Raw genomic sequence first — 23,990 nt, 5'->3', positions numbered from 1 at the left:
CGGTGTCGATCCGCACCGGCGGCAGACCGGCATTGCACTGCTGGATCAGCACGCCATCGCGGGGCGTGGCCAGGCCGAGTTCGACAGCCGCCCAGGCCGCGCAGACGCTGGGGTGGCCAGCGAACGGCAGTTCTCCCTGGGGTTGAAGATGCGGATGCGGTGGTCCGCGCCCGCGTCCGGCGGCAGCAAGAACACCGTCTCCGACAGGTTCGGCCAGGCCGCCAGGCGCTGCATGCGCGGGGCGTCCAGGTCGGCGGCATCGCGCACCACGCCCAGCCACGGACTGGCCGAAAAGACGTCCAGTTGCAGGTAACCGCGCTCGCTCATCGGTGCTCGGTTGGCAGTAGAATCGGGGGTTCCGCTCGAGCATTCGGGCGTTTTCCCCACATCTCAGACACCCCCACTCCATGTCAGCTTCCTCTCCTGTCGATCGCTGGATCGTCCTCAAGTTCGGCGGCACTTCGGTGTCGCGTCGTCATCGCTGGGACACGATTGGGACGCTGGCGAAAAAACGCGCGGAGGAGACCGGTGCGCGGGTGTTGGTGGTGGTGTCGGCCCTGTCCGGGGTCACCAACGAACTGACCGCGATCGCCGACGGCAGCGCCGACAGCGCGCAGCGCGTGGCCGCGCTGGAGCAGCGTCACCGCGATTTCCTGGCCGAACTGGAGCTGGACGCCGAGGCGGTGCTGGGCGAACGCCTGGCGGCGCTGCGCGGCCTGCTCGACGATCCGCGCGCGGCCGAGCGCACGCTGGACTGGCAGGCCGAGGTGCTGGGGCAGGGCGAACTGCTGTCCTCCACCCTCGGCGCCGCCTACCTGCGCGCCAATGGCCTGGACATGGGCTGGATGGATGCGCGGCAGTGGCTGGACGCGCTGCCGCCGCAGCCGAACCAGAGCGCCTGGTCGCGGCGCCTGTCGGTGTCGTGCCAGTGGCAATCCGATCCGCAGTGGCGAGCGCGCTTCGTCGCCCAGCCCACGCGCATGCTGATCACCCAGGGCTTCATCGCCCGGCACCAGGACGGTGGCACCGCCATCCTCGGCCGCGGCGGCTCGGATACCTCGGCGGCGTATTTCGGCGCGCTGCTCGGCGCCAGCCGGGTCGAGATCTGGACCGACGTGCCTGGCATGTTCAGCGCCAATCCGCGCGAAGTGCCGGATGCGCGCCTGCTGACCCGCCTGGACTATTACGAGGCGCAGGAAATCGCCACCACCGGCGCCAAGGTGCTGCACCCGCGCTCGATCAAGCCGTGCCGCGACGGCGGCGTGCCGATGGCGATCCTGGACACCGAGCGCCCGGAGCTGCCCGGCACCAGCATCGACGGCAACGCCCGCACCGTGCCCGGGGTCAAGGCGATCAGCCGCCGCAACGGCATCGTGCTGGTGTCGATGGAAGGCATCGGCATGTGGCAGCAGGTCGGCTTCCTGGCCGACGTGTTCGCGCTGTTCAAGAAGCACGGGCTGTCGGTGGACCTGATCGGTTCGGCCGAGACCAACGTCACCGTGTCGCTGGACCCGAGCGAGAACCTGGTCAACACCGACGTGCTGGCCGCGCTGTCGGCCGACCTGGCGGAGATCTGCCGGGTCAAGATCATCGTGCCGTGCGCGGCGATCACCCTGGTCGGGCGCGGCATGCGCTCGCTGCTGCACAAGCTCTCGGACGTGTGGGCCACGTTCGGCAAGGAGCGCGTGCACATGATCTCGCAGTCCTCCAACGACCTGAACCTGACCTTCGTCATCGACGAGACCGACGCCGACGGGCTGCTGCCGATCCTGCACGCCGAGCTGATCGACAGCGGCGCGATGCCGGTGGAGGAGACCGAGGTGTTCGGCCCACGCTGGCGCGAGATCGCCGGCACGGTGCGGCCGCGGCCGGTGCCGTGGTGGCAGGGTGAGCGCGCGCATCTGCTGCGCCTGGCCGAGGCCGGCACGCCGCGCTACGTCTATCACCTGCCGACCCTGCGCGAACGCGCGCGCGCGCTCAAGGCGATCGCCGCGGTGGACCAGCGCTACTACGCGATCAAGGCCAACGCGCATCCGGCCATCCTGCAGACCCTGGTCGAGGAGGGCTTCGGCCTGGAGTGCGTCTCGCACGGCGAACTGCGCCGGGTGTTCGAGATCAGGCCGGAGCTGTCGCCGCGCCGCGTGCTGTTCACCCCCAGCTTCGCGCCCCGGTCCGAGTACGAAGCCGCGTTTGCGCTGGGCGTGACCGTGACCGTGGACAACGTCGAGGCCCTGCAGCGCTGGCCGGAGCTGTTCCGCGGCCGCAGCCTGTGGCTGCGTATCGACCTGGGCCATGGCGACGGCCACCACGAGAAGGTCAACACCGGCGGCAAGGCCTCCAAGTTCGGCCTGTCGGCGACCCGCGTCGACGAGTTCGTCGAGGCCGCGCGCGCGCTGGACATCCGCATCGTCGGCCTGCACGCGCACCTGGGCAGCGGCGTGGAGACGGCGCAGCACTGGCGGCGCATGTGCGACGAGCTGGCCGGCTTCGCCCGGCGTATCGGCAGCGTCGAGATCATCGACATCGGCGGCGGCCTGCCGATCCCGTACAGCGCAGACGACGAACCGTTCGACCTGGACACCTTCGCCCAGGGCCTGGCCGAGGCCAAGGCGGTGCATCCGGCGTTCCGCCTGGCGATCGAACCGGGCCGCTACCTGGTCGCCGAATGCGGCGTGCTGCTGGCCCGCGCCACCCAGGTGATCGAGAAGGACGGTATCCGCCGGGTCGGCCTGGACGCCGGCATGAACACCTTGATCCGCCCGGCGCTGTACGACGCCTGGCACGACGTGGCGAACCTGAGCCGCCTGGAGCAGCCGGCCGAGACCGTGTTCGACGTGGTCGGGCCGATCTGCGAATCCAGCGACGTGTTCGGCAAGCGCCGGCGCCTGCCGGCGGGCACCGCGCCCGACGACGTGATGCTGATCGCCGACACCGGCGCCTACGGCTACAGCATGGCCAGCACCTACAACCAGCGCGAGTTGCCCCGCGAGGAGGCGATCGATGGGCGCGCAGGCTGAGTTCGTCGCGTGCAGCGCCGCGGCCGGCGCCGTGGCGATGGCCGCGGCCACCGCACTGGACCAGGCCGGCACACCGCTGCCGTGGGCCGACAGCCTCAAGTGGGTGCCGCCGGCGCTGGTCGCGGCTGCCGCCGGCGCCTGGCTGGCGTTGCGCTGGCCGCGCCGCGGGCGCAGTGCGAGCGCCGGCACGCTGGCGCTGCGCACCCTGCTGCTGACCGCGGTTGCCTATGTGCCGGTGCTGGCGCTGTATGTCGGGGCGATCTTCCTGGTGTCCGCGGCGGCATTGCCGGCCGGCCTGCCATGGCCGTTGCTGCTGATGGTCTACGGGTTGGGTTGCCTGCCGCTGTTGTGGGCCGCCTTGCCGTTTTCGATGCTCGAATTTCTTCTGTGCCGCCGCTATCTGCGGCACACCCGTGTGCTTGCAGGACGTCCATGACCGCTTTCGACAAACAGCAGATCGCCACCTTCCGCTTCGTGCGCTGCGGCTTCGACGCCGACAGCGGCGTGGCGCGCCTGGTCTATGCGTTCGACGACGGCCCGGAGCTGGTGGAGACCATCACCGTGCCCGGCGCGCCGTTCGCGCTCGACCCGGCGCGCGCGCAGGCGGCGCAGCGCGCCCTGCGCCTGCTGCACCTGATCGCCGGCGTCAGCTACTACAAGGCGGCGGTGCCGCCGCGCATCGTCATCGACGATTACGCCATCGATGCGGAGACCGCCGCGCTGCTGGACAGCGTGTACCTGCATGGCCTGGGCGAGTTCGCCTATCGCAACGGCCTGGACCTGCGCGGGCGCATCCGCTTCCCGGCTGCGGACGCCGACGCGGCCGATGCCGCGGCGCTGGGGCTGCGCGACCAGGCGCTGGTGGCGATCGGCGGCGGCAAGGATTCGCTGGTCAGCATCGAGGCCCTGCGCGCGGCCGGCGTGGCGCAGACGGTGACCTGGATCGGCGGCTCGCAGCTGATCCGCGCCTGCGCCGAGCGCACCGGGCTGCCGACCTTGAACATCGGCCGCACGCTGGCGCCGGAGCTGTTCGAGCTTAACCGGCAGGGCGCGTGGAACGGGCATATTCCGGTGACGGCGGTGAACTCGGCGATCCTGGTGTTCGCCGCGGTGCTGCACGACGCCGGCCAGGTGGTGTTCTCCAACGAGCACTCGGCCAGCTACGGCAGCCAGATCGCCGGCACCGGCGAGGTCAACCACCAGTGGTCCAAGGGCTGGGCCTTCGAGCAGGCGTTCGGTGAGCAGGTGCAGCGCTATGTGGCCGCGGACCTGCGCTACTACTCGCTGCTGCGCCCGCTGTCGGAACTGGCGGTGGCGCGGCAGTTCGCCAAGAGCGATCACTACGACGCGCATTTCTCCAGCTGCAACCGCAATTTCCATATCCTCGGCGAGCGTCCGGCGCACCGCTGGTGCGGGGTCTGCCCGAAATGCCATTTCGTGTTCCTGGCGCTGGCGCCGTTCATGCCGAAGACGCGGCTGGTGCGGATCTTCGGCCGCAACCTGCTCGACGATGCCGGCCAGGCCGGTGGCTTCGATGCGTTGCTGGAGTTCCAGGACCACAAGCCGTTCGAGTGCGTCGGCGAAGGCCGTGAGTCGCGCGCGGCGATGGCGGCGCTGGCGGCGCGCGCGGAATGGAAGGAGGACGCGCTGGTGGCGCGGTTCATCCGCGAGATCCAGCCGCAGCTCGACCCCGCCGAGCTGCGCGTGGAGCCGCTGCTGGAACTGGACGCGCAGCACCGCATCCCGGCCGACCTGTGGGAACGCGTGCGTGCGAATTTCGCAGCTTGAGTCGCAGCGCGTCGCGCTGTGGGGCTGGGGCCGCGAGGGCCGTGCGGCGTATGCGGCGGTGCGCGCGCGGGAATCGGGAGTTGTGCTGCCGCTGACGGTGTTCTGTTCGGCTGACGAAGCGGCGGAGATCGCCGCGCTGCACGATCCTGCGTTGCATGTCGAGACCGAGGCCACTGCCGAGCGCCTGGCCGCGTTCGATGTGGTGATCAAGTCGCCCGGGATCAGTCCATACCGGCCCGAGGCGCAGGCCGCCGCGGCGCGCGGCACGCGCTTCATCGGCGGCACCGCGCTGTGGTTCGCCGAACACGCCGGTGCCGACGGGGTGGTGCCCGGCAGCGTCTGCGTCACCGGCACCAAGGGCAAGAGCACCACCACCGCGCTGCTGGCGCACCTGCTGCGCGCCGGCGGCCATCGCACCGGCCTGGTCGGCAACATCGGCGTGCCGCTGCTGGAAGTGCTGGCGCCGATGCCGCCGCCGCAGTATTGGGCGATCGAACTGTCCAGCTACCAGACCGGCGACGTCGCCCGCAGCGGCGCACGGCCGCAGCTGGCACTGGTGCTGAACCTGTTTCCCGAGCATCTGGACTGGCACGGCAGCCAGGCGCGCTACATTGCCGACAAGCTCGAGCTGGTCACCCATGCGCGGCCGCGCATCGCCCTGCTCAACGCCGCCGATCCGCAACTGGCCGCCCTGCAACTGCCCGACAGCGAGGTGCGCTGGTTCAACCGCGAGGACGGTTGGCACATGCGCGGCGAGGTGGTCTACCGCGGAGACGCCGCGGTGTACGACAGCGCGCAGGCGCCGCTGCCGGGCCGGCACAACCGCGGCAACCTGTGCGCGGTGCTGGCCGCGATCGAGGCGCTGGGCCTGGATGCGGCGGCGCTGGCGCCGGCGGCCGATCGTTTCCGGCCGCTGCCGAACCGGCTGCAGACCCTCGGTACGCGCGACGGCGTGACCTATGTGAACGACTCGATCAGCACCACCCCGCATGCCAGCCTCGCGGCGCTGGAGTGCTTCCGCGGGCGGCGCATCGCGCTGCTGGTGGGCGGCCACGACCGCGGCCTGGACTGGCAGGCCTTCGCCGACCACATGCGCGATGGCGGGGCGCCGCTGGAGATCGTCACGATGGGCGCCAACGGCCCGCGCATCCATGCGCTGCTGGCGCCGCTGGCCGCCGACGCCGGCTTCGGCCTGCATGCCGCGGCCGACCTGCCGGACGCGGTGGCGCTGGCGCGCGCGGCGCTGGGCGAGCAGGGCGGCGTGGTGCTGCTGTCGCCCGGCGCGCCCAGCTTCGGCGCCTACCGCGACTACGTGGCGCGCGGCCGCCATTTCGCCGCGCTGGCCGGGTTCGACCCGGACGCGATCAGTGCCATTCCGGGGCTGGGCATCGCCTGAGCCGCGTCGCCTCGGCGCACACATCGCGCTTGCGGCGCCTTGCGTACACTCCCGCGCGGGTTCCCACGGGAGAAGGGCGATGCGCACACGTTCGATGATGCGGTGGACCGGGTTGCTTGGATTGGCCTTGGCGCTGCCGCTGCCGGCCTTGGCGGCGATGCAGGCCAAGCCGGTGGAGTGGCAGGTCGGCAAGGACAGTTTCAGCGGCGTGATGGTCTACGACGATGCCGACCACGACAAGCGTCCGGGCCTGGTGATGGTGCCGAACTGGCGCGGCGTCAACGATTCCGCGGTGGAGAAAGCCAAGCGCCTGGCCGGCGACGACTATGTGGTGCTGGTGGCCGACGTCTACGGCAAGGGCAAGCGTCCGGCCAACGATGCCGAGGCCGGGCAGTTCGCCGGTGCGCTGAAGAAGGACCCGGCCACGCTGCGCGCACGCGCGTTGGCGGCAGTGGCGGCGCTGAAAGCGCAGGCCGGCAAGGTACCGCTGGACCCGGCCAAGATCGGCGCGGTCGGTTTCTGCTTCGGCGGCACCACGGTGCTGGAACTGGTCCGTGCCGGTGCGCCACTGGCCGGCGTGGTCAGCCTGCATGGCGGCCTGGCCACCGCAGCCCCGGCGGCCGCAGGCAGCGCCAAGGCGCCGGTGCTGGTACTCAACGGCGCCGACGACAAGAGCGTGAGCCGCGACGACATCGTTGCCTTCGAGCAGGAGATGAACCGCGCCGGCGCCGACTGGCAGTTCGTCAACTTCAGCGGTGCGGTGCACTGTTTCGCCGAAGCCGACGCCAACAGCCCGCCGGGCTGCCAGTACAACCCCCGCGCCGCCAAGCGCGCCTACCGGATGCTCGAGGACTTCTTCGAGGAGCGCTTCGGGCGGGATTAGGGAGGTGCCTCGCGCTGCGCGCTTGGCGGGATTGGGGATTGGGGATTGGCAAAAGCGGTACATCGCGCTTTGCCAATTCCACTGCGTCACCAGACCTAAAGCGTGTGCGCCGTTGACTTGGTCCGGTGAGCCAGCAGTGCGTCGGATCTCAGACAAGCCGCTTTAACGAATCCCGAATCCCGACTCCCAAATCCCATCCGGCGCGCGCAGCGCGCCGGATCAATGCTTCCGCGACACCGCGTACCGCGCCAGCCCGCGCAGGGCAGCCACGGCCTCGTTCTCGGGCAGGCCGTCCAGGGCGCGCTCGGCGGCGGCGGCGTAGTCGGCCGCGCGGCGGCGGCTGTAGTCGATGCCGCCGCTGGCCTCGATCGCCGCCAGCACCTCCGGCATCGCGCTGGCGTCGCCCTGTTCGACGATCTGGCGCAGGCGCGCGCGGGTGGCGTCGTCGGCATGCGCCATCGCGTGGATCAGCGGCAGCGTGGCCTTGCCCTCGGCCAAGTCGTCGCCCAGGTTCTTGCCCAGGTCGGCGGCGTCGGCGGTGTAGTCGAGCACGTCGTCGGCGATCTGGAAGGCATAGCCCAGTTGCATGCCGTAGTCGTACAGCCGCTGCTGCACGTCCTCGCTGGCGCCGGAGGCCAACGCGCCCAAGCGGGTGCCGGCGGCGAACAGCACCGCGGTCTTGCGCTCGATCACGCGCAGGTAGGCGGCTTCGTCGGTGTCCGGGTTGTGCACGTGCAGCAGTTGCAGCACCTCGCCTTCGGCGATGCGGTTGGTGGTGTCGGCGAGCAGGCGCATCACCGCCATGCTGTCCAGCTCCACCATCAGCTGGAAGCTGCGCGAGTACAGGAAGTCGCCGACCAGCACGCTGGGCGCGTTGCCCCACAGCGCGTTGGCGGTGCTGCGGCCGCGGCGCAGGTCCGATTCGTCCACCACGTCGTCGTGCAGCAGGGTCGAGGTGTGGATGAATTCGATGATCGCCGCCAACTGGTGCTGCATCGGCCCGCCGGCGCCGCAGGCGCGGCCGGCCAGCACCACCAGCATCGGCCGCAGGCGCTTGCCGCCGGCGGAGACGATGTGGTCGGCGATCTGGTTGATCAGCACGACGTCCGAGGCCAGGCGGCGGCGGATCAGGGCGTCCACCTCGGCCATGTCCGGCGCGGCGAGCATCTGGATCTGGGGCAGGCCCAGGGCGGAGCTGGGGGATTCGGCGATGCTCATGCGGACAGGACTGGAAACGTGCGCAAAGTATAGGGTGCGCGGCCACATCCGTCCCGCGGTGGGGCGGCGCCGGGGCCCGAAGGCTTGCCCCAGCTGGCTTTGCAGCGCCCTGCGGGGCGCGCGCAGGCAGGATTCCGACAGGCCGATGCGGCGTTTTCCGGGGCGCCGGCGGGCGCCTGGCGCAGGCCGGTCCAGCCCGGCGATGTTAGGATTGCTTCCCGAAATCTTCTTTACCGCTCTGCGCGCCCCCGGCCCGCGGAGACCCCAGACGGAAGCAGCTCATGGCCCGCGGCATCAACAAAGTCATCCTCGTCGGCAACCTCGGCAACGATCCCGACACCAAGTACACCCAGGCCGGCATGGCCATCACCCGCATCAGCCTGGCCACCACCAGCGTGCGCAAGGACCGCGACGGCAACCAGCAGGAACGCACCGAGTGGCACCGCGTCGTTTTCTTCGGAAAGCTCGGTGAGATCGCCGGCGAGTACCTGCGCAAGGGCAGCTCGGTCTACGTCGAAGGCTCGATCCGCTACGACAAGTACACCGGCCAGGACGGCGTGGAGAAGTACTCCACCGACATCGTCGCCGACGAGATGCAGATGCTCGGCGGCCGCGGCGAGGGTGGTGGCGGCGGCATGGGCGGCGGCGACCGTCCGCAGCGCTCGGCACCGCCGCGCCAGGAGCGTTCCGGCATGGGCGGTGGTGGCGGTGGTGGTGGCGGGCAGGATTACGCGCCGCGCCGGCAGCAGCCGGCCCCGCAGCAGTCCGCACCGATGGACGACTTCGCGGACGACGATATCCCGTTCTGATTCTTGGTGGTTCTGCGATGCAGACAAACCCCGGCAAGCCAATGTGCTTGCCGGGGTTTTCTTTTTGCACGAGATGGTTTCCTTTCTGCCGGCCTGGGCCCTGTGTCCTGCGCGGAGACGGTGTAAACGATGGGCGATGGGCATCGGGGTGGGCGAAGCGTGCGTGCACGCGGCGAGTGTCCCGCTGTTCTCGCCTTCGCTGAATCGGGTTGATCGCCGATCGTGGCTTCGCATGCCCTCGCCTCGCGCACGCCTTGGCGCGGTGGCTCGTGCCGAATTCATGCTGTCGCTGGTGCCGGCCGGCGTGGCCGGATGGATCAAGCGTCATAGGAGCGGCTTTTAGTCGCGACGGCGTTCCTGGGAAAGCCTGTCGCGGCTAAAAGCCGCTCCTACGAAAAGCACATTGGTTGCGCTCGCCTCTATGCCAATATCCGCGTCACATGAATGCGCGTGGCAGCGTGGCGCGGATGCGCTGAAGCTTCCATCCGGTCCCCATCCCAGGCGCCTTGTGGGCAGCCCAGTGCGCCAGCGGAATGCGAGCTAAGGTTTCACTTGCTTCTCGCGATGCTTCCCCTGCAGGGACATGATTCCCGCTGTCGCAAGCCTGTTTTCGTTGTGCATCGACGTGTCTACCTCCACGCACCTCCCGACGTTCCATCACTGTCATGCGGCCATCGGTGCGACAACGTTGTGCCCTGCAGCATTGGTTTTCGTGCACCGCGTCTTGCAAAAAACTCATTTCCTCCCGTATGGTTCAATCGATTGAATCGCGGCGATTCTTCAGCGTTTGAACCGGTTGGGAGGCCGGAAGGTGGATGTCTATCCATTCGATCGGACCGGCGCCGGCCTCGGGGTTCACGCGGCGCGAGGCGCTGCGCATGGTGGTTGCCGGGAGCCTTGGCCTGGGGGCAGTGGGCATGTTGCCGGCACTCGCTGCCGCCACGCCGCTCAAGGGCAACCTGAAGCATTCCGTCGCCCGCTGGACGTTTCCGCAGCTGTCGGTCGCCCAGCTTTGCCAGGTGGTGAAGGGCCTCGGGTTTGCCGCCATCGATCTGGTAGGGCCGGCGGATTGGCCCACGCTGAAGGCGCACGGTGTGTACAGCGCGATGTGCAATGGCGCGGAACTCGGCCTGGACAAGGGCTTCGCCGGCAGCCAGTTCCACGATGCACTGGTCGAGCGCTACACGCGGCACATCGACCTGGTGGCCGATGCCGGCTATCGCAACCTCATCTGTTTTTCCGGCAATCGCAATGGCATGGATCCGCAGGAAGGCATGGCCCACGCCGAAGCCGGGCTCAAGCGCATCCTTGGCCATGCCGAGAAGCGCGATGTCGTGCTGGTGATGGAGCTGCTGAACTCCAAGGTCGATCATCACGACTATCTGTGCGATCACTCGGCCTGGGGCGTGGAGCTGTGCCAGCGGATCGGCTCGGACCATTTCGGCCTGCTGTACGACATCTACCACATGCAGATCATGGAGGGCGACATCATCGCCACCATCGGCAAGCATCACGCGTGCTTCAAGCATTACCACACCGCCGGCGTTCCGGGCCGGCACGAGATCGGGGACGCTCAGGAGCTCCACTATCCCGCCATCTGTCGCGCGATCCGCGACACCGGTTTCGATGGTTATCTGGCCCAGGAATTCATTCCCACGGCGCCGGATCCCGTCGGCTCGCTGCGCGAGGCGATCCGCCTCTGCGACGTCTGAAACGCTATCCACCAAGGTGAAGTAGAACCCATGGCAGACAATCATTACGACGCCATCGTCGTTGGCTCGGGAATCAGTGGCGGTTGGGCGGCGAAGGAGCTGACCGAGAAGGGACTCAAGGTCCTGATGCTGGAACGCGGACGCAACATCGAGCACGTCAAGGACTACGTCAACGCGATGAAGGAGGCGTGGGACTTCCCGCACCGCAACCGACCCACCCAGGCGATGAAGGCCGCTCATCCGGTGCTGATGCGCGACTACGGCCTGGTCGAGAACCTGCAGGGGATGTGGGCCGACGAACAGGAGTCGCCCTACACCGAGATCAAGCGATTCGACTGGTTCCGCGGCTATCACGTCGGCGGCCGCTCGCTGATGTGGGGACGGCAGAGCTATCGCCTGTCGGACCTGGATTTCCAGGCGAACCTCAAGGACGGCATCGCCACCGATTGGCCGATCCGCTACGCCGACATCGCGCCCTGGTACGACCACGTGGAGACGTTCGCCGGCATCGCCGGCACGCGCGAGGGACTGGACGTGTTGCCGGACGGCGAGTTCCTGCCGCCGATCCCGCTGAACATCGTCGAGAAGGACGTCGCCGCGCGGATCAAGAAGGCCTTCGGCGGCACCCGACATCTGATCCACTCGCGTACCGCCAACATCACCCAGCCCAAGGTCGAGCAGGGCCGCGTCAACTGCCAGTACCGCAACAAGTGCATCCTGGGCTGTCCCTTCGGCGCCTATTTCTCGACCCAGTCGGCCACGCTGCCGGCGGCGATGAAGACGGGCAACCTGACCCTGCGGCCGTTCTCGATCGTCAAGGAAGTGCTCTACGACAAGGACCGCAAGCGCGCGCGCGGCGTGGAGATCATCGACGCCGAGAGCGGACAGACCTACCAGTACACGGCCAAGGTCGTCTTCCTCAACGCGTCCTCGTTCAACTCGACCTGGCTGCTGATGAATTCCGCCACCGACGTGTGGGACGGCGGCCTGGGGTCGTCGTCCGGCGAACTCGGGCACAACGTGATGGACCATCATTTCGGCGCCGGTGCCTCCGGCCGGGTCGAGGGCTACGAGGACAAGTACTACTTCGGCCGTCGTCCCTGCGGCTTCTACATCCCGCGGTTCCGCAACATTGCCGCGGACAAGCGCGGCTACCTGCGCGGCTTCGGCTACCAGGGGGGCGCCAGCCGCACCGGCTGGTCGCGCGAGATCGCCGAACTGAACATCGGCGCCGACCTGAAGGAAGCGCTGACCCTGCCGGGCGACTGGCGCATCGGCATGACCGGCTTCGGCGAAATGCTGCCCCACCACGACAACGCGATTCGCCTGGACCCGCAGCGCAAGGACAAATGGGGGCTGCCGGTACTGGCGATGGACGTGGCCATGCGCGAGAACGAAAAGGCCATGCGCAAGGACATGGCCGCCGACGCCGCCGAGATGCTGGAGGCGGCCGGCGTCAAGGACGTGAAGATGCACGATTCCGACTACGCGCCGGGCAAGGGCATCCACGAGATGGGCACCGCGCGCATGGGCCGGGACCGCAAGAACTCCGTGCTGAACCAGTACAATCAGGTGTGGGACGCGCCGAACGTCTACGTGACCGACGGCGCCTGCATGACCTCCAGCGCCTGCGTGAATCCCTCGCTGACCTACATGGCGCTGACCGCACGGGCCGCCGATCATGCGGTGCGCGAACTGAAAGCGGGGAACCTGTGATGGAACGTCGCGAACTGCTGAAGATGATCTTCGCCGCCACGGGCGCGGCCATGGTGGGCCTGCCCGCGCTCGTGCATGGCCAGGCGCCGGCCGCGGGGGCGAAGGCGCTGTTCTCCGCCGCCGACATCGACACCCTGGACGAGATCGCCGAGACCATCCTGCCACGGACCAAGACGCCGGGGGCGAAGGACGCCGCTGCCGGTGCGTTCATGGCGAAATTCGTCACCGACTGCTACACCGCCCGGCAGCAGGCGACGTTCCGTGCCGGCCTGGCCGAGATCGACAAACGTGCCGGCGGTCGCTTCGTCTCGCTCACGCCGCAGGCGCGCACCGAGTTGCTGCGCGCCCTGGATGCGGAGGCCAGGGCGCACGCCATCGACGTGACCGATACCGGTACCGCCGAAGCGTCGGACGCGATGCCGCATCCCTTCACGATGATCAAGCAGCTGACCATCTTCGGTTTCTTCACTTCCGAGATCGGTGCGACCGACGTGCTGCGCTACGTTGCCGTGCCGGGCCGCTACGAGGACATCACCTATGTCCCCGGCACGCCTGCCTGGGCAACCAGTTGATGCACCGCCACGCTTCGCCATCCCTTCCTTGCCTGGAAACACGATGACCAGATCCCTGCTGATGGCGGCCTGCCTGCTGGCCACCGCGCCTGCGTTCGCGCAGGCCGACGCCGACCCCGCGCGCGATCCGACCAAGACCGAAGTGTGGAAGCCCGTGCCCGCGATGGTGGCCACGCCTGCGGGCCGCGCGCCTTCCGACGCGATCGTGCTGTTCGATGGCAAGGATCTGTCGGCCTGGGAGTCGGAGCAGGGCGGACGCGTGCCCTGGAGTGTCGCCGACGGCGCAATGACCGTGGTGCCGGGCAGCAAGGGCATCCGCACCAAGCAAGGCTTCTGCGACATCCAGTTGCACGTGGAATGGCGCACGCCCACCGCGACGCGCGGATTCGACGGCCAGCAGCGCGGGAACAGCGGCATCTTCCTGCAGGAACGCTATGAGTTGCAGGTGCTCGACAGCTACGACAACCCCACCTATGCCAACGGCCAGGCCGGTGCCATCTACAAGCAGGCCATTCCGCTGGTGAACGCCTCGCGTGCGCCGGGCCAGTGGCAGGCGTACGACATCATCTGGAAGGCGCCGCGCTTCTCGCAGGGCGGCGGACTCACGTCGCCCGCCCGCATCACTGTCCTGCACAACGGCGTGCTGGTGCAGAACGACACGGTGCTGTCGGGCAAGACCGAGTACATCGGCGCGCCGTCGTATGCGCCGCATGCCTGCGCGCCGATCCTGCTGCAGGAGCACGACTCCAAGGTCAGCTACCGCAATATCTGGGTGCGCGAATTGTAGGGTCCGCGCGCAGTCGGCGCGGGTCGCCTACTGCGCCAGGAAACTGGCAAGGTCGTCCACTTCCTGCTGCGACAGCTGCGAGAACGGCGGCATCAACCCGCCGCCGTTGCGGATCTTCTCCTTGATCTGCGCGGGCTGCAGTCGCGTGCCCACGTCGGTCAGCGCGGGGAAGGTGGGCGGGACGCCGGCGCGATTCGCACCGTGGCAGGCCGTGCAGTGGTTCGCGTAGAGCTGCGCGCCGGCCGTCGGGTCGTCCTTGGCCCAGGCCGTGCTCGCCAGCGTCGCCCCCATCAGCACCACGGTCATCGTCGGGATCGTGTTCAAACGGGACTCCTCTGTGGACTAGCGCGGCGTGGCGGCGGGCAGGTGTTCGCGCAGGTACTCGGCCCCGGTCTTGATGACGGTGGCCGGGTCGCGTGGCTGGTCGTGCTCGATGATGTACCACTGCACGCCGCTCGCCGCCGCGGCGGGCAGGATCGCGCTCCAGTTCAGGACGCCCTTGCCGACCGCGGCGAAGCCGCCTTCGTCTGCGGCCTGGCCTTTCGGTGCGTTGTCCTTGGCGTGGACCGCGAACATGCGGCCCTTGAACTTGCCCAGCATCGCCGCCGGGTCGTAGCCCGCGCGCGCGACCCAGGCCAGGTCCAGCTCGGTCTTGAGATCGGGGCCGGCCGCGGCGAACAGCAGTTCCAGGCCGGTCTTGCCATTGAAGTCGACCAGTTCGAAGTCGTGGTTGTGATAGGCCAGGCGCATGCCCTTGGCGCGTGCCCGTTTCGCGAGTTGGCCCAGTTCCTTGCCCAGTGCGGTCCAGCCTGCGGCATCGGTGGGCCGCTCCTTCTGGTCCAGGTAAGGCACCACCAGTGTCGTGTTGCCGATCGAGCGGTTGAAGGCCACCGCGCCGTCAAGGTCCTTGCGCAGGTCGGCCAGCTGGACGTGCGAGGAGATCGCCTTGATCGAATACTTGTCCAGCAACTGCTTGAGTTCCACCGCACTCACGTTCTGCGTGCCGACCGTTTCCACCGCGCCCACGCCCGCGTCGTGGACGATCTTCAACTGCTGGTCGAGCGAGCCGGCGTTGCGCAGCGTGTACATCTGCACCGCGATGGGGGCCTGCGGACCGGCGACGTCGTGTGCGAAGGCGGGCAGGGCCACGAGGAGCAGCAGTGCGAGGGTTGCGGTTCTGCGTGTCGGTGTGTTCATCAGGAAGTCCTCCCGGAAGTCAGTCGATGGATGTCCAGCCGCGTGTCCTGGCCGATGCGATGACGCGATCGACGATCAGCGCCGAGCGCAGCCCGTCCTCGAAGGTGGGCAGGCCGTCCGGCCGCTCGCCTGCGATGGCGCGGTAGGTGTCGGCGACGAACGCCTCGAAGCAATCGCCGTAGCCCTGTGCGTGCCCGGCCGGCAACGTCGCCAGCCGGCGTTGCTCGGCACTGCCGGCACCCGGCCCGCGCACGAAGATCTCCTCGCGCTGGTCCGGCCGGCCGATCCACAGCCGTTCGGCGTCCTCCTGGTCGAACGCGACGCTGGCGCTGGCGCCATCGATCTCGAACCAGAGGCGATTGCGGCGCCCTGCCGAGACCTGGCTGACCGTCAACGAGGCCAGCGTGCCCGCGCCGGTTCTGAGCATCGCCATGGCCACGTCTTCGCTCGCGACCGCTTGCATCGCGCCGCCCGCCGCCGGCGTGGTGAAGCTCTGCCCGGTATTGGTGCCGCGCTCGGCGATCACCGTCGCGAATGCCGCACTGACCTCGGCGAAGCGCTCGCCGCTCACCCATTCCACCAGGTCGCACCAGTGCGAGCCGATGTCGGCGAACACGCGCGACGTGCCGCCCAGCGTCGGGTCCACGCGCCAGTTGTTGCTGGCCGGGTCCAGCAGCCAGTCCTGCAGGTAGCTGCCGTGGATCAGGCGCAGCGGCCCCAGTTCGCCCTGGGCGATGCGGGCGCGCGCCTCGCGGACCACCGGGTGGTAGCGGTAGACGAAGGGCACCGTGGCGACCAGCCCGGTCGAGCGGGCCAAGGCTGCCAGAGCCTGGGCATCCTCCAGCGTCGTGGCCAGCGGCTTCTCGCAGATCACGTGCTTGCCGGCGTCCAGCGCCGCCTGTGCCATGGCGCGATGCAGATGGTTGGGTGTGCACACGTGCACGACCTGCACCTGCGGGTCGGCGACCACCTCCTCGATATCGCGATAGGCATGCGGGACATCCCACGACTGCGCCACCTCGCGTGCGCGCTGCGGGGACGAGGCGGCGACGCCGCGGACCGAGGCGCCGGCCAGCAGCGCCGCGCGACGGTGCACGGCCCCGATCATGCCGGTGCCGACGATGGCGATTCCAAGCTGGGGCATCGGTGGAATCCTCAAGACGCGGAGGGCGCGGCCGCAACGCTGGGCCGGTCGCGGAACAGCAGCAGGAAGGCGACCAGCACCACCAGTGCCACGCCGGCCGGGAACAGCCAGATCTGCCGCCAGTCCGGGCCCGCCGCGGTGGTGTAGTGCTCCACCACCGCGCCGGACAGGAAGGTGCCGATCAGCATGCCCACGCCGTACGTGGCCAGGGTGATGAAGCCCTGTGCGCTGCTGCGTGCGGCGGGGCCGGCATGCGCATCGGTGTAGATCTGGCCGGTGACGAAAAAGAAGTCGTAGCAGATGCCGTGCAGCACGATGCCGATCACCAGCAGCGAGAAGCCGCCGCCCGCATCGCCGAAGGCGAACATCGCATAGCGCAGCACCCACGCCGCCATGCCCACCGCCAGCATCGTCTTGACCCCCAGCCGCACGAACAGGAACGGCATGGCCAGCATCAGCAGCACTTCGGAGACCTGGCCCAGCGACTGCAGGCCGGCCGCGCCACGCACGCCCAGGTCGTTGAGGTAGGGGTTGGTGAAGTTGTAGTAGAACGCCAGCGGGATGCAGATGGCGATGGAGGCCAGGAAGAACACCAGATAGGAGCGCGACTTGAGCAGCCGCAGCGAATCCAGCCCCAGGATCTGCCCCAGCCCGGCGTCGCGCTGCCGCGCCAGCGGTGGCGTGTGCGGCAGGGTGAAGGCATACAGGCCCAGTGCCAGCGAGGCCATCGCCGCCATCCGGAAGGTCAGCTCGAGCCGATGCGCCTGCTCCCAGCCTAGCCAGCCGATCAGCACGCCGGCCACGATCCAGCCGACGCTGCCGGCGACCCGTACCGGGGGAAACTGCTTCTCAGGCGACTGCATGTGCCGCATCGCCACGCTGTTGGCCAGTGCCAGCGTCGGCATGAACAGCAGCATGTAGCCCATGACGCAGGCGAAGAACACGCTGAAGTCGGTCGCCGTGGATGCCAGCCACATCAGCACCGCACCGGCGAGGTGCAGCACCCCCAGGATGCGCTGCGCGGCGAAGTAGCGGTCGGCGATCAGGCCGACCAGGAACGGCGCGACGATGGCGCCGATGGACTGGCTGAGGAACGCCGTCGCCACCTGGCTCGCGCTTGCGTGCAGCGGCCCCTGCACCAGGTAGGTCCCCAGGGTCACGAACCAGGCGCCCCAGATGAAGAACTGCAGAAACATCATCGCGCCCAAGCGCGACATGGTGTGCGTCATGGCGTCCCCTCCCAGGGCGGCAATGGCTCAGGTCCCCAACATGCGGCGCAGCGCTGCCGGATCGGCACCGCTGCCGGCGAAGTCGTCGAAGGCGCGTTCGGTCACGCGGATGATGTGGTCGCGAATGAACGCGGCGCCCTCGCGCGCCCCGTCTTCCGGATGCTTCAGGCAGCACTCCCACTCCAGCACGGCCCAGCCCGGGAAATCGTATTGCGCGAACTTGGAGAAGATCGCCTTGAAGTCGACCTGGCCATCGCCGAGCGAGCGGAACCGCCCCGGACGATCGATCCAGTCCTGGTAGCCGCCGTAGACGCCGCTGCGCGCACTGGCCCGGTACTCTGCGTCCTTGACGTGGAAGATGCCGATGCGCGCGTGGTAGCGATCGATGAAGCCCAGGTAGTCCATCTGCTGCAGCAGCAGGTGGCTGGGGTCGTACAGGATCTTGGCGCGTGGATGGTGGTCGACCACGTCGAGGAAGCGCTCGAAGGTCGCGCCGTCGTGCAGGTCCTCGCCCGGGTGGATCTCGAAGCACAGGTCCACGCCGCAGGCGTCGAAGGCATCCAGGATGGGGCGCCAGCGCCGGCCGAGTTCGGCGAAGGCTTCTTCCACCAGCCCGGGCGGGCGTTGCGGCCAGGGATAGAAATAAGGCCAGGCCAGCGCGCCGGAAAACGTGGCATGCGCGGTCAGTCCCAGGCGCTGGCTGGCCTTGGCCGCCAGCTGCAGCTGCTCCACCGCCCAGGCCTGGCGGGCGGCGGGGTTGCCGCGCTTGTCCGGCGGTGCGAATCCGTCGAACAGGCCATCGTAGGCGGGGTGCACCGCGACCAGTTGTCCCTGCAGGTGGGTGGACAGCTCGGTGATCTGCAGGCCGTGCCCGGCCAGCATGCCGGCGAGGTCGTCGCAGTACGCCTGGCTGTGCGCGGCCTGGGCCAGATCGAACAGGTGGGGCGCGCTGGTCGGGACTTGTAGGCCAGAATAGCCCAGGCCCGCAGCCCATTCGGCCAGCGTGTCCAAGCGATTGAAGGGAGGTGTGTCGGCGATGAACTGTGCCAGGAACAGCGCCGGACCCTTGAGCGTCTTCAACGTGATTCGCCCTCGTGCAATCGATTGAATGATCCTAGCATGGGCCCCCCGCAAGACCCGTTGTGCACTGCACAGCAGAAAGAAGAAGAGCTCAGATTCATGGCCACAACCATCTACGACATCGCAAAGCACGTCGGCGTCACTGCGGGCACGGTGTCGCGGGCGCTGTCCCGGCCGGAAAAGGTCCTGCCCGCCACGCGCGCGCGCATCGAGCAGGCCGCCGCCGCGCTCGGCTATGTCCCCAACACGGTGGCCAGGACGCTCAAGACCCAGCGCAGCGGCAAGCTCCTGGTCACCGTCCCGGACATCGCCAATCCCTTCTTTGCGCAGATCCTGCAGGGCGCGGAAGACGCTGCGCAGGCGGTCGGCTACGCCGTGCTGCTGGGCGATACCCAGCACCAGCCCGACCGCGAGGAGCGCTATGCGCAGATGCTCCGGCGCAACGAGGCCGACGGCCTGATCGTGCTCGGCCACCGCCTGCCGCCGACGGCGCGCGCGATCGTCAAGCAGCAGGGCGCCGCCGCGCCGGTGGTCAACGGCTGCGAGTTCGACCCGGCGCTGGGTATCCCCAGCGTGCACATCGACAACGCGGCCGCCGCGGGCGCCGTGATGGACCACCTGTATGGGCTGGGGCACACGCGGATCGCCGTGGTCGGCGGCCCGCCCGACAATCCCCTGCATCAGCAACGCCTGGAAGGGGTCCGGGCCTGCGCCAAGGCGCACCGCCGCCTGCGCGGCCTGACCGTCGTGCCGGGCGATTTCTCCGTCGAATCCGGCCATGCGGCGGCGCTCACGCTGCTGGGCCGTGCGCCTGCGCCGACCGCGATCTTCTGCTTCAGCGACCAGATGGCACTGGGCGCCCTGGCGGCCTGCCGCGACCTGGGCATCCGCGTGCCGGACGACCTGTCCATCGTCGGCTTCGACGACTTGGCCTCGTCCAGTTACCTCAGCCCCCCATTGACGACGATCAGGCAGCCCATGCGCGACATCGGTGTCCGCGCGGTCAACCTGCTGCTCGCCATCATCGAGCGGGGGGACGTGCCGCTGCAGCAGACGCTGGATTTCAGCTTGATGGTGCGCGGGTCGACCGCTGCGCCGAGGGGGTAGGTCGCCAGGGGTCACGCCAGCTTTCGGTACGCCATCGGACAAGCGTCTGGATTAGACTTCACACGGACGTCACGCCAACAGGAACAGGGGAACAGGGAATGAAGAGGGGACTGCGCGCAGTCGCGTTGTTGTGTCTGCTGGGAGCGGGGAGTGCATGGGCGCAGGTGGATCTGGCGCCGTATCTGGTCAAGGAGCAGGTCGAAACACTGAAGCTGTCGCCCACTGGCGAGTATTACGCGGCGACAGTGCCCCTGGAGGATCGGACCGCGCTGGCGATCATGCGCCGCTCCGACAACAAGATCGTCGGCAGCTTCTCGATGGAGAAGAACACGCACGTCTCCGATTTCGTGTGGGTCAACGACACACGCGTGCTGTTCAACATGGTCCAGAAGATCGGGCAGCGGGATCGGCCGTGGGGGACCGGGGAACTGTTCGCGATCAACGCCGACGGCGGGGCGGCCGAGCTGTTGGTGGGCCAGCGCGTGACCGGCAACGGACCTGGCACGCTGATCCAGACCAAAAAGGTGGAGGATGTCATTGCCGACATGGTTGGCCCGCTGCCCGGTGATGATCGTAATGTCATCATTCGTGTACGTCCCTTCAGTGTGAGCAAGGATCCTTACAGCCGGACCGAGGTCATGGATGTGTACAGCGGCCGCAGACGTGCATTGGTCGGTTCGCCGAGCGTCCGCAGGGCGAAATTTTTTTCCGATGGACAAGGCAAAGTGCGTTTTGCCTGGGGCGCCGACGCGGACAACGCCAGTAAACTGTTCTACCGCGATGCGCAGGGCAGCGACTGGAAGCTGATCAATGACGAAAGCGTCAGTCATCACGTAGAGACGCCGATCGGCTTTTCCGAGGATGGGCGTGTCGCCTTCCTTCAAGTCGAGCAGGCTAAAGGTAGCGATGCGATCGAGTCCTGGAATGTGGACACTGGCGAGCGAAAGGTAGTGGCGCGCGATGCCCTAGCCGATCCTTTCGCGATCGTGTATCGCCATGGCACCCGCGTCCCCGTCGGGATCGAGGTACTTGGCGACACGCCACGTAGCGTGTTCTTCGATACGAATTCGCCCGAAGCCAAGACCCAGCGTTCGCTGGAAGCGGCATTCCCGGGACAGGCGGTCTACGTCACTTCCAGCACACGTGACGGCCGGCTCAACCTGGTCAACGTGCAGTCCGGTCGCAATCCGGGCGAGTTCTACCTGTTCGATACCGTCGCCAAGAAGGCCGACTTCGTGTTCGCGCGCCGTGCCGCACTGCAGGTGCCGAAGCTGGCGGAGGTGCGGCCGATTGCGTTGCAGGCGCGAGATGGCCTGCCGCTGCATGGGTTTGTGACGCTGCCGGCGGCGGCCAAGTCCGGCAAGGTGCCGATGGTGGTGATGCCGCATGGCGGCCCGTTCTTGGTCTTCGACAACGGCATGTTCGATGAGGATGCGCAGATCCTGGCCAGCGCCGGTTACGCGGTGCTGCAGGTCAATTATCGCGGCTCCAGCAACTACGGGCGTGCGTTCCAGTTGGCGGGCGCCGGCCAGTGGGGCGGCAAGATGCAGGACGACCTCACCGACGCCACGCGCTGGGCGATCGATCAAGGCATCGCCGACCCGCAGCGCATCTGCATGTACGGTGCCAGCTATGGCGCCTATGCGTCGTTGATGGGCGTGGCCAAGGAGCCGACACTGTATCGCTGCGCGGCAGGCTATGTCGGCGTCTACGACCTGCCGATGATGTATGTCAGGGGTGATGCCCAGCTGCGCGATTCCAGCCAGAACTTTCTGCGTGACTGGATGGGGACGGGCAACGAATTGGCAGCGATTTCACCAGTGAACCTGGCCGACAAGATCAAGGTGCCTGTATTCCTGGCTGCTGGTGGCGAGGATCAGACTGCGCCCATCCAGCACTCCAAGAAGATGGAAGCCGCCCTGAAGAAGGCGGGCGTGCCGGTGGAGACGCTGTACGTCCCGACCGAGGGCCATGGCTTCTACACCGAAGCGCATCGTCGCGAGTTCTACACCCGGCTGCTGGCGTTCCTCAGCAGGTCGCTGGGCGGTGCGCAGGCGGCGCCGGCGGCAGCGAAGCCGTAAATGGCCCGCTTAGCGATGCGTGCCTGCACGGCACGCATCGCAGGTGCATAGGGCAGTGCGGTCCAAAGCGAGTCCCGATCGCACTTGACTCGGTCTGTCAGTGGCTCAGGCTCACGTCCGGGCCTGTCGCAATCGCGGTCGCGCTGGCGCGGCATCCGCGGCAACCTGCTCAACGCACCCCATGCATCATCCGCCGCAGCAGCGGCGCGGCGAGGAAGGCCAGCACCGCGCAACCCACGCCGATCCACAGCAGCAGCCAGAACAGGTGCGCGTACTTGGCCGCGGCGTCGGCGACGTTGAGGGTCTGGCCGTCCGGCACCTCGATCGCGGCGAGCTTGCCGAACAGCGCGGCCAGCGCCTCGGAGAACGCCGTGGCCAGGAACCAGGTGCCCATCATCAGGCTGACCACGCGCGGCACCGCGAGCTGGGTCACCGCCGACAGGCCGACCGGCGACAGGCACATTTCGCCGGCTTCCAGCACGAAGTAGGCCAGCACCAACCACCACACGCTGGCCATCTGTCCGGTGGCGCCGACCTGTTGCGCGGCCAGCGCCAGTGGCACGAAGGACAGTCCGGCCAGCAGCAATCCCAGCGCCGACTTGGTCGGCTTGGACGGCTCGCGTCCGCGTTGCGCCAGCCATGCCCACAGCGCGGCGAACAGCGGCGCCAGTAGCACCAGGAACAGCGCGCCCAGGTAGGTCAGCGAGCCGGCGGTCTGCGGCAGCACCAGGCAGTCGCGGATCAGGAACAGCAGCATCAGCGCGCTGACCGCGACGAACAGCCGCCGCGGCGCCGACGAGCCGGGGCGGCGGTCGGACAGCGAGGCCGCCAGCACGAAGCCCAGCGGCGCCAGCAGCAACGAGGCGATCGACCAGGGCAGGGGCGTGCCGCCGCGGATCACCAGCGACGGCACGATGTCCTTGGTCATCAGTCGGTCGGTGAAGGTGACCCACGAGCCGTAGGTCTGCTCGTACAGGGTGAAGTACACCAGCGCCATCGCGATCAGCACCATCAGCGCGATCATCTGCTGGCGCTGTACCGGCGTGCACTGGGTGCCGGTGAACCAGGCGAACCACAGCAGCACCGCGCCGAGCACCAGCAGCATCAGCAGCAAGGCCAGGGAGATTTCCCCGCCCAGGCTGAAGGCGCCGTTGGCCGCGGCCCACATCAAGGCGGCCACCGGCAGCACGCCCAGCACGGCGCACAGGTAGATCGCCCATTCGCGCGGCACGCCGAGCACGCGCTCGCGCAGCAGCGCCGGCTGCGCCGGTTCGGCGTGGCCGTGCAGATATTTCTGGCCCCACAGGAACATGCCCAGGCCGAGCAGCATGCCGATGCCGGCCGCGCCGAAGCCGTAGCGCCAGCCGTAGGCCTCGCCGAGGAAGCCGCAGACCAGCGAGGCGAACAGGGCGCCGAGGTTGATGCCGGCGTAGAACAGCGAGAAGCCGGCATCGCGGCGCGGGTCGTCGGCCGGATACAGCTTGCCGACGATGGTGGAGATATTGGGCTTGAGGAAGCCCACGCCCATGATGATCAGCGCCAGCGACAGGTAGGTCACGCCCAGGGACGCGGTATCGCGGACCACCTCGCCGTTGATGCGGGTGGCGGCGTGGCCCTCGAAGGCCATGCCGATATGGCCGAGCACCAGCAGCAGGCCGCCGAACACCACCGCCTTGCGCATGCCCAGCCAGCGGTCGGCGAGCAGCCCGCCGAGCACCGGCACGCAGTACACCAGGCCGCCGTAGGCGCCGAGCAGGTCGAGCCCGGCGTCGTCGCCGAACAGGTGGTACTTGGTGAGGTACAGCAACAGCAGCGCCTTCATGCCGTAGAAGGAGAAGCGCTCCCACATCTCGGTGAAGAAGCAGACGTAGACGCCCTTGGGATGACCGAGGAAATCGTCGCGCGCGTCGCGCAGCGGCAGGGAAGACACGGACACGGCGACTCTCGGCGCAGGAAGGCAGCGGCGGAGTATAGGCGCGCGGGCGCCCGTGCGAGTGGCGGTGTGCGGCATGGAGGGTTCGGTGGCCGCCGTACCCTCACTCCAACCCCTCTCCCGGTGGGAGAGGGGCTGCCTGCTGTTCCTTCTCCCGTCGGGACCACGGCCCCCTTTTCGGGGGAAGGTGCCCCGCAGGGGCGGATGAGGGTTGGGCAGCGCCTGCATGGCTGGGGCACGCTGCGTGCCGCCGGACCCTCACCCCAACCCCTCTCCCGATGGGAGAGGGGATCTTGCGGTTCCTTCTCCCCTCGGGAGAAG

The 23,990-nt window shown here is 68.4% G+C and carries 19 protein-coding genes and 1 pseudogene; 12 read left to right on the top strand and 8 right to left on the bottom strand.

Annotation, left to right across the window (positions count from 1 at the left end):
- Positions 1-7 precede the first annotated feature (7 nt).
- Positions 8-327, bottom strand: a pseudogene (locus J7357_RS11140) (PhzF family phenazine biosynthesis isomerase); the annotation flags it as partial.
- Between the two features lie 80 nt (positions 328-407).
- Here J7357_RS11140 and J7357_RS11135 point away from each other — a divergent pair.
- The 5 genes from J7357_RS11135 to J7357_RS11115 all read left to right on the top strand — a co-directional run bounded on the left by J7357_RS11135 (position 408) and on the right by J7357_RS11115 (position 7,084).
- Complete coding sequence (locus J7357_RS11135; RefSeq protein ID WP_209246464.1) at positions 408-3,017, top strand: bifunctional aspartate kinase/diaminopimelate decarboxylase; 2,610 nt, start codon at positions 408-410, stop codon at positions 3,015-3,017.
- Complete coding sequence (locus J7357_RS11130; protein WP_209246462.1) at positions 3,001-3,453, top strand: hypothetical protein; 453 nt, start codon at positions 3,001-3,003, stop codon at positions 3,451-3,453. Before J7357_RS11135 ends, J7357_RS11130 begins: the two co-directional genes overlap by 17 nt.
- Positions 3,450-4,805 carry a UDP-N-acetyl-alpha-D-muramoyl-L-alanyl-L-glutamate epimerase gene (murL, locus tag J7357_RS11125; RefSeq protein WP_209246460.1) on the top strand — a complete coding sequence of 452 codons (1,356 nt, stop codon included), beginning with the start codon at positions 3,450-3,452 and terminating at the stop codon, positions 4,803-4,805. Before J7357_RS11130 ends, murL begins: the two co-directional genes overlap by 4 nt.
- Positions 4,786-6,201 (top strand): UDP-N-acetylmuramoyl-L-alanine--D-glutamate ligase, encoded by a 1,416-nt coding sequence (gene murD, locus J7357_RS11120; RefSeq protein WP_209246458.1) that lies wholly within the window; start codon positions 4,786-4,788, stop codon positions 6,199-6,201. Before murL ends, murD begins: the two co-directional genes overlap by 20 nt.
- A gap of 79 nt (positions 6,202-6,280) precedes the next feature.
- Positions 6,281-7,084 carry a dienelactone hydrolase family protein gene (locus tag J7357_RS11115; RefSeq protein ID WP_209246456.1) on the top strand — a complete coding sequence of 268 codons (804 nt, stop codon included), beginning with the start codon at positions 6,281-6,283 and terminating at the stop codon, positions 7,082-7,084.
- A 219-nt stretch (positions 7,085-7,303) separates the two neighbouring features.
- Here J7357_RS11115 and J7357_RS11110 read toward each other — a convergent pair whose 3' ends face one another.
- Entirely contained in the window at positions 7,304-8,302 is a 999-nt protein-coding gene (locus tag J7357_RS11110; protein WP_209246454.1) for a polyprenyl synthetase family protein, read from the bottom strand.
- A 281-nt stretch (positions 8,303-8,583) separates the two neighbouring features.
- On the opposite strand from J7357_RS11110, the gene J7357_RS11105 reads away from it, so the two are divergent.
- From J7357_RS11105 to J7357_RS11085, 5 genes are all read left to right on the top strand, one after another.
- Positions 8,584-9,111, top strand: coding sequence for a single-stranded DNA-binding protein (locus J7357_RS11105; protein WP_048489408.1), 528 nt, complete (start codon positions 8,584-8,586; stop codon positions 9,109-9,111).
- An 815-nt stretch (positions 9,112-9,926) separates the two neighbouring features.
- Positions 9,927-10,823, top strand: a complete 897-nt coding sequence (locus J7357_RS11100; RefSeq protein WP_209246452.1) for a TIM barrel protein — start codon at positions 9,927-9,929, stop codon at positions 10,821-10,823.
- A gap of 30 nt (positions 10,824-10,853) precedes the next feature.
- Complete coding sequence (locus tag J7357_RS11095; RefSeq protein ID WP_209246450.1) at positions 10,854-12,539, top strand: GMC family oxidoreductase; 1,686 nt, start codon at positions 10,854-10,856, stop codon at positions 12,537-12,539.
- Positions 12,539-13,111 carry a gluconate 2-dehydrogenase subunit 3 family protein gene (locus J7357_RS11090; RefSeq protein WP_209246449.1) on the top strand — a complete coding sequence of 191 codons (573 nt, stop codon included), beginning with the start codon at positions 12,539-12,541 and terminating at the stop codon, positions 13,109-13,111. Before J7357_RS11095 ends, J7357_RS11090 begins: the two co-directional genes overlap by 1 nt.
- A gap of 43 nt (positions 13,112-13,154) precedes the next feature.
- Complete coding sequence (locus J7357_RS11085) at positions 13,155-13,898, top strand: DUF1080 domain-containing protein (protein WP_209246447.1); 744 nt, start codon at positions 13,155-13,157, stop codon at positions 13,896-13,898.
- A gap of 27 nt (positions 13,899-13,925) precedes the next feature.
- On the opposite strand, the gene J7357_RS11080 is transcribed toward J7357_RS11085, so the two are convergent.
- Genes J7357_RS11080 through J7357_RS11060 form a run of 5 tightly spaced genes read right to left on the bottom strand, consistent with a single transcriptional unit; the run spans position 13,926 to position 18,548 of the window.
- Positions 13,926-14,204 (bottom strand): cytochrome c, encoded by a 279-nt coding sequence (locus tag J7357_RS11080; protein ID WP_209246445.1) that lies wholly within the window; start codon positions 14,202-14,204, stop codon positions 13,926-13,928.
- 36 nt (positions 14,205-14,240) lie between these two features.
- Positions 14,241-15,095 (bottom strand): sugar phosphate isomerase/epimerase, encoded by an 855-nt coding sequence (locus J7357_RS11075; protein ID WP_209246443.1) that lies wholly within the window; start codon positions 15,093-15,095, stop codon positions 14,241-14,243.
- Positions 15,096-15,114: 19 nt separating this feature from the next.
- Positions 15,115-16,239, bottom strand: coding sequence for a Gfo/Idh/MocA family oxidoreductase (locus J7357_RS11070; RefSeq protein ID WP_209246441.1), 1,125 nt, complete (start codon positions 16,237-16,239; stop codon positions 15,115-15,117).
- A gap of 11 nt (positions 16,240-16,250) precedes the next feature.
- Positions 16,251-17,468 carry a nucleoside permease gene (locus J7357_RS11065; protein WP_209246439.1) on the bottom strand — a complete coding sequence of 406 codons (1,218 nt, stop codon included), beginning with the start codon at positions 17,466-17,468 and terminating at the stop codon, positions 16,251-16,253.
- Between the two features lie 27 nt (positions 17,469-17,495).
- Complete coding sequence (locus tag J7357_RS11060; RefSeq protein ID WP_209246437.1) at positions 17,496-18,548, bottom strand: sugar phosphate isomerase/epimerase family protein; 1,053 nt, start codon at positions 18,546-18,548, stop codon at positions 17,496-17,498.
- A 99-nt stretch (positions 18,549-18,647) separates the two neighbouring features.
- Between J7357_RS11060 and J7357_RS11055 the strand changes: the two genes are divergently transcribed.
- Both J7357_RS11055 and J7357_RS11050 read left to right on the top strand, forming a co-directional pair.
- Positions 18,648-19,655, top strand: coding sequence for a LacI family DNA-binding transcriptional regulator (locus J7357_RS11055; protein WP_209246552.1), 1,008 nt, complete (start codon positions 18,648-18,650; stop codon positions 19,653-19,655).
- A gap of 98 nt (positions 19,656-19,753) precedes the next feature.
- Positions 19,754-21,736 (top strand): S9 family peptidase, encoded by a 1,983-nt coding sequence (locus J7357_RS11050; RefSeq protein ID WP_209246432.1) that lies wholly within the window; start codon positions 19,754-19,756, stop codon positions 21,734-21,736.
- A gap of 169 nt (positions 21,737-21,905) precedes the next feature.
- On the opposite strand, the gene J7357_RS11045 is transcribed toward J7357_RS11050, so the two are convergent.
- The gene (locus J7357_RS11045) at positions 21,906-23,666 is read right to left on the bottom strand and encodes an oligopeptide:H+ symporter (RefSeq protein ID WP_209246550.1); all 1,761 of its coding nucleotides are present in this window, start codon (positions 23,664-23,666) and stop codon (positions 21,906-21,908) included.
- Positions 23,667-23,990 lie beyond the last annotated feature (324 nt).

Source organism: Xanthomonas sp. D-109 (assembly GCF_017746095.1).
Lineage (GTDB): Bacteria > Pseudomonadota > Gammaproteobacteria > Xanthomonadales > Xanthomonadaceae > Xanthomonas_A > Xanthomonas_A sacchari.
The sequence above is the reverse complement of the archived record's forward strand: the minus strand, read 5'-3'. Positions and strand labels throughout refer to the sequence as shown.

Excerpts from the sequence above, each read along its gene's own strand:
- J7357_RS11135 (WP_209246464.1), top strand. The coding sequence starts at position 408 with ATGTCAGCTTCCTCTCCTGTCGATCGCTGGATCGTCCTCAAGTTCGGC.
- J7357_RS11130 (WP_209246462.1), top strand. The coding sequence starts at position 3,001 with ATGGGCGCGCAGGCTGAGTTCGTCGCGTGCAGCGCCGCGGCCGGCGCC.
- murL (WP_209246460.1), top strand. The coding sequence starts at position 3,450 with ATGACCGCTTTCGACAAACAGCAGATCGCCACCTTCCGCTTCGTGCGC.
- J7357_RS11115 (WP_209246456.1), top strand. The coding sequence starts at position 6,281 with ATGCGCACACGTTCGATGATGCGGTGGACCGGGTTGCTTGGATTGGCC.
- J7357_RS11110 (WP_209246454.1), bottom strand. The coding sequence starts at position 8,302 with ATGAGCATCGCCGAATCCCCCAGCTCCGCCCTGGGCCTGCCCCAGATC.
- J7357_RS11105 (WP_048489408.1), top strand. The coding sequence starts at position 8,584 with ATGGCCCGCGGCATCAACAAAGTCATCCTCGTCGGCAACCTCGGCAAC.
- J7357_RS11100 (WP_209246452.1), top strand. The coding sequence starts at position 9,927 with ATGTCTATCCATTCGATCGGACCGGCGCCGGCCTCGGGGTTCACGCGG.
- J7357_RS11095 (WP_209246450.1), top strand. The coding sequence starts at position 10,854 with ATGGCAGACAATCATTACGACGCCATCGTCGTTGGCTCGGGAATCAGT.
- J7357_RS11090 (WP_209246449.1), top strand. The coding sequence starts at position 12,539 with ATGGAACGTCGCGAACTGCTGAAGATGATCTTCGCCGCCACGGGCGCG.
- J7357_RS11085 (WP_209246447.1), top strand. The coding sequence starts at position 13,155 with ATGACCAGATCCCTGCTGATGGCGGCCTGCCTGCTGGCCACCGCGCCT.
- J7357_RS11080 (WP_209246445.1), bottom strand. The coding sequence starts at position 14,204 with ATGACCGTGGTGCTGATGGGGGCGACGCTGGCGAGCACGGCCTGGGCC.
- J7357_RS11075 (WP_209246443.1), bottom strand. The coding sequence starts at position 15,095 with ATGAACACACCGACACGCAGAACCGCAACCCTCGCACTGCTGCTCCTC.
- J7357_RS11070 (WP_209246441.1), bottom strand. The coding sequence starts at position 16,239 with ATGCCCCAGCTTGGAATCGCCATCGTCGGCACCGGCATGATCGGGGCC.
- J7357_RS11065 (WP_209246439.1), bottom strand. The coding sequence starts at position 17,468 with ATGACGCACACCATGTCGCGCTTGGGCGCGATGATGTTTCTGCAGTTC.
- J7357_RS11055 (WP_209246552.1), top strand. The coding sequence starts at position 18,648 with ATGGCCACAACCATCTACGACATCGCAAAGCACGTCGGCGTCACTGCG.
- J7357_RS11050 (WP_209246432.1), top strand. The coding sequence starts at position 19,754 with ATGAAGAGGGGACTGCGCGCAGTCGCGTTGTTGTGTCTGCTGGGAGCG.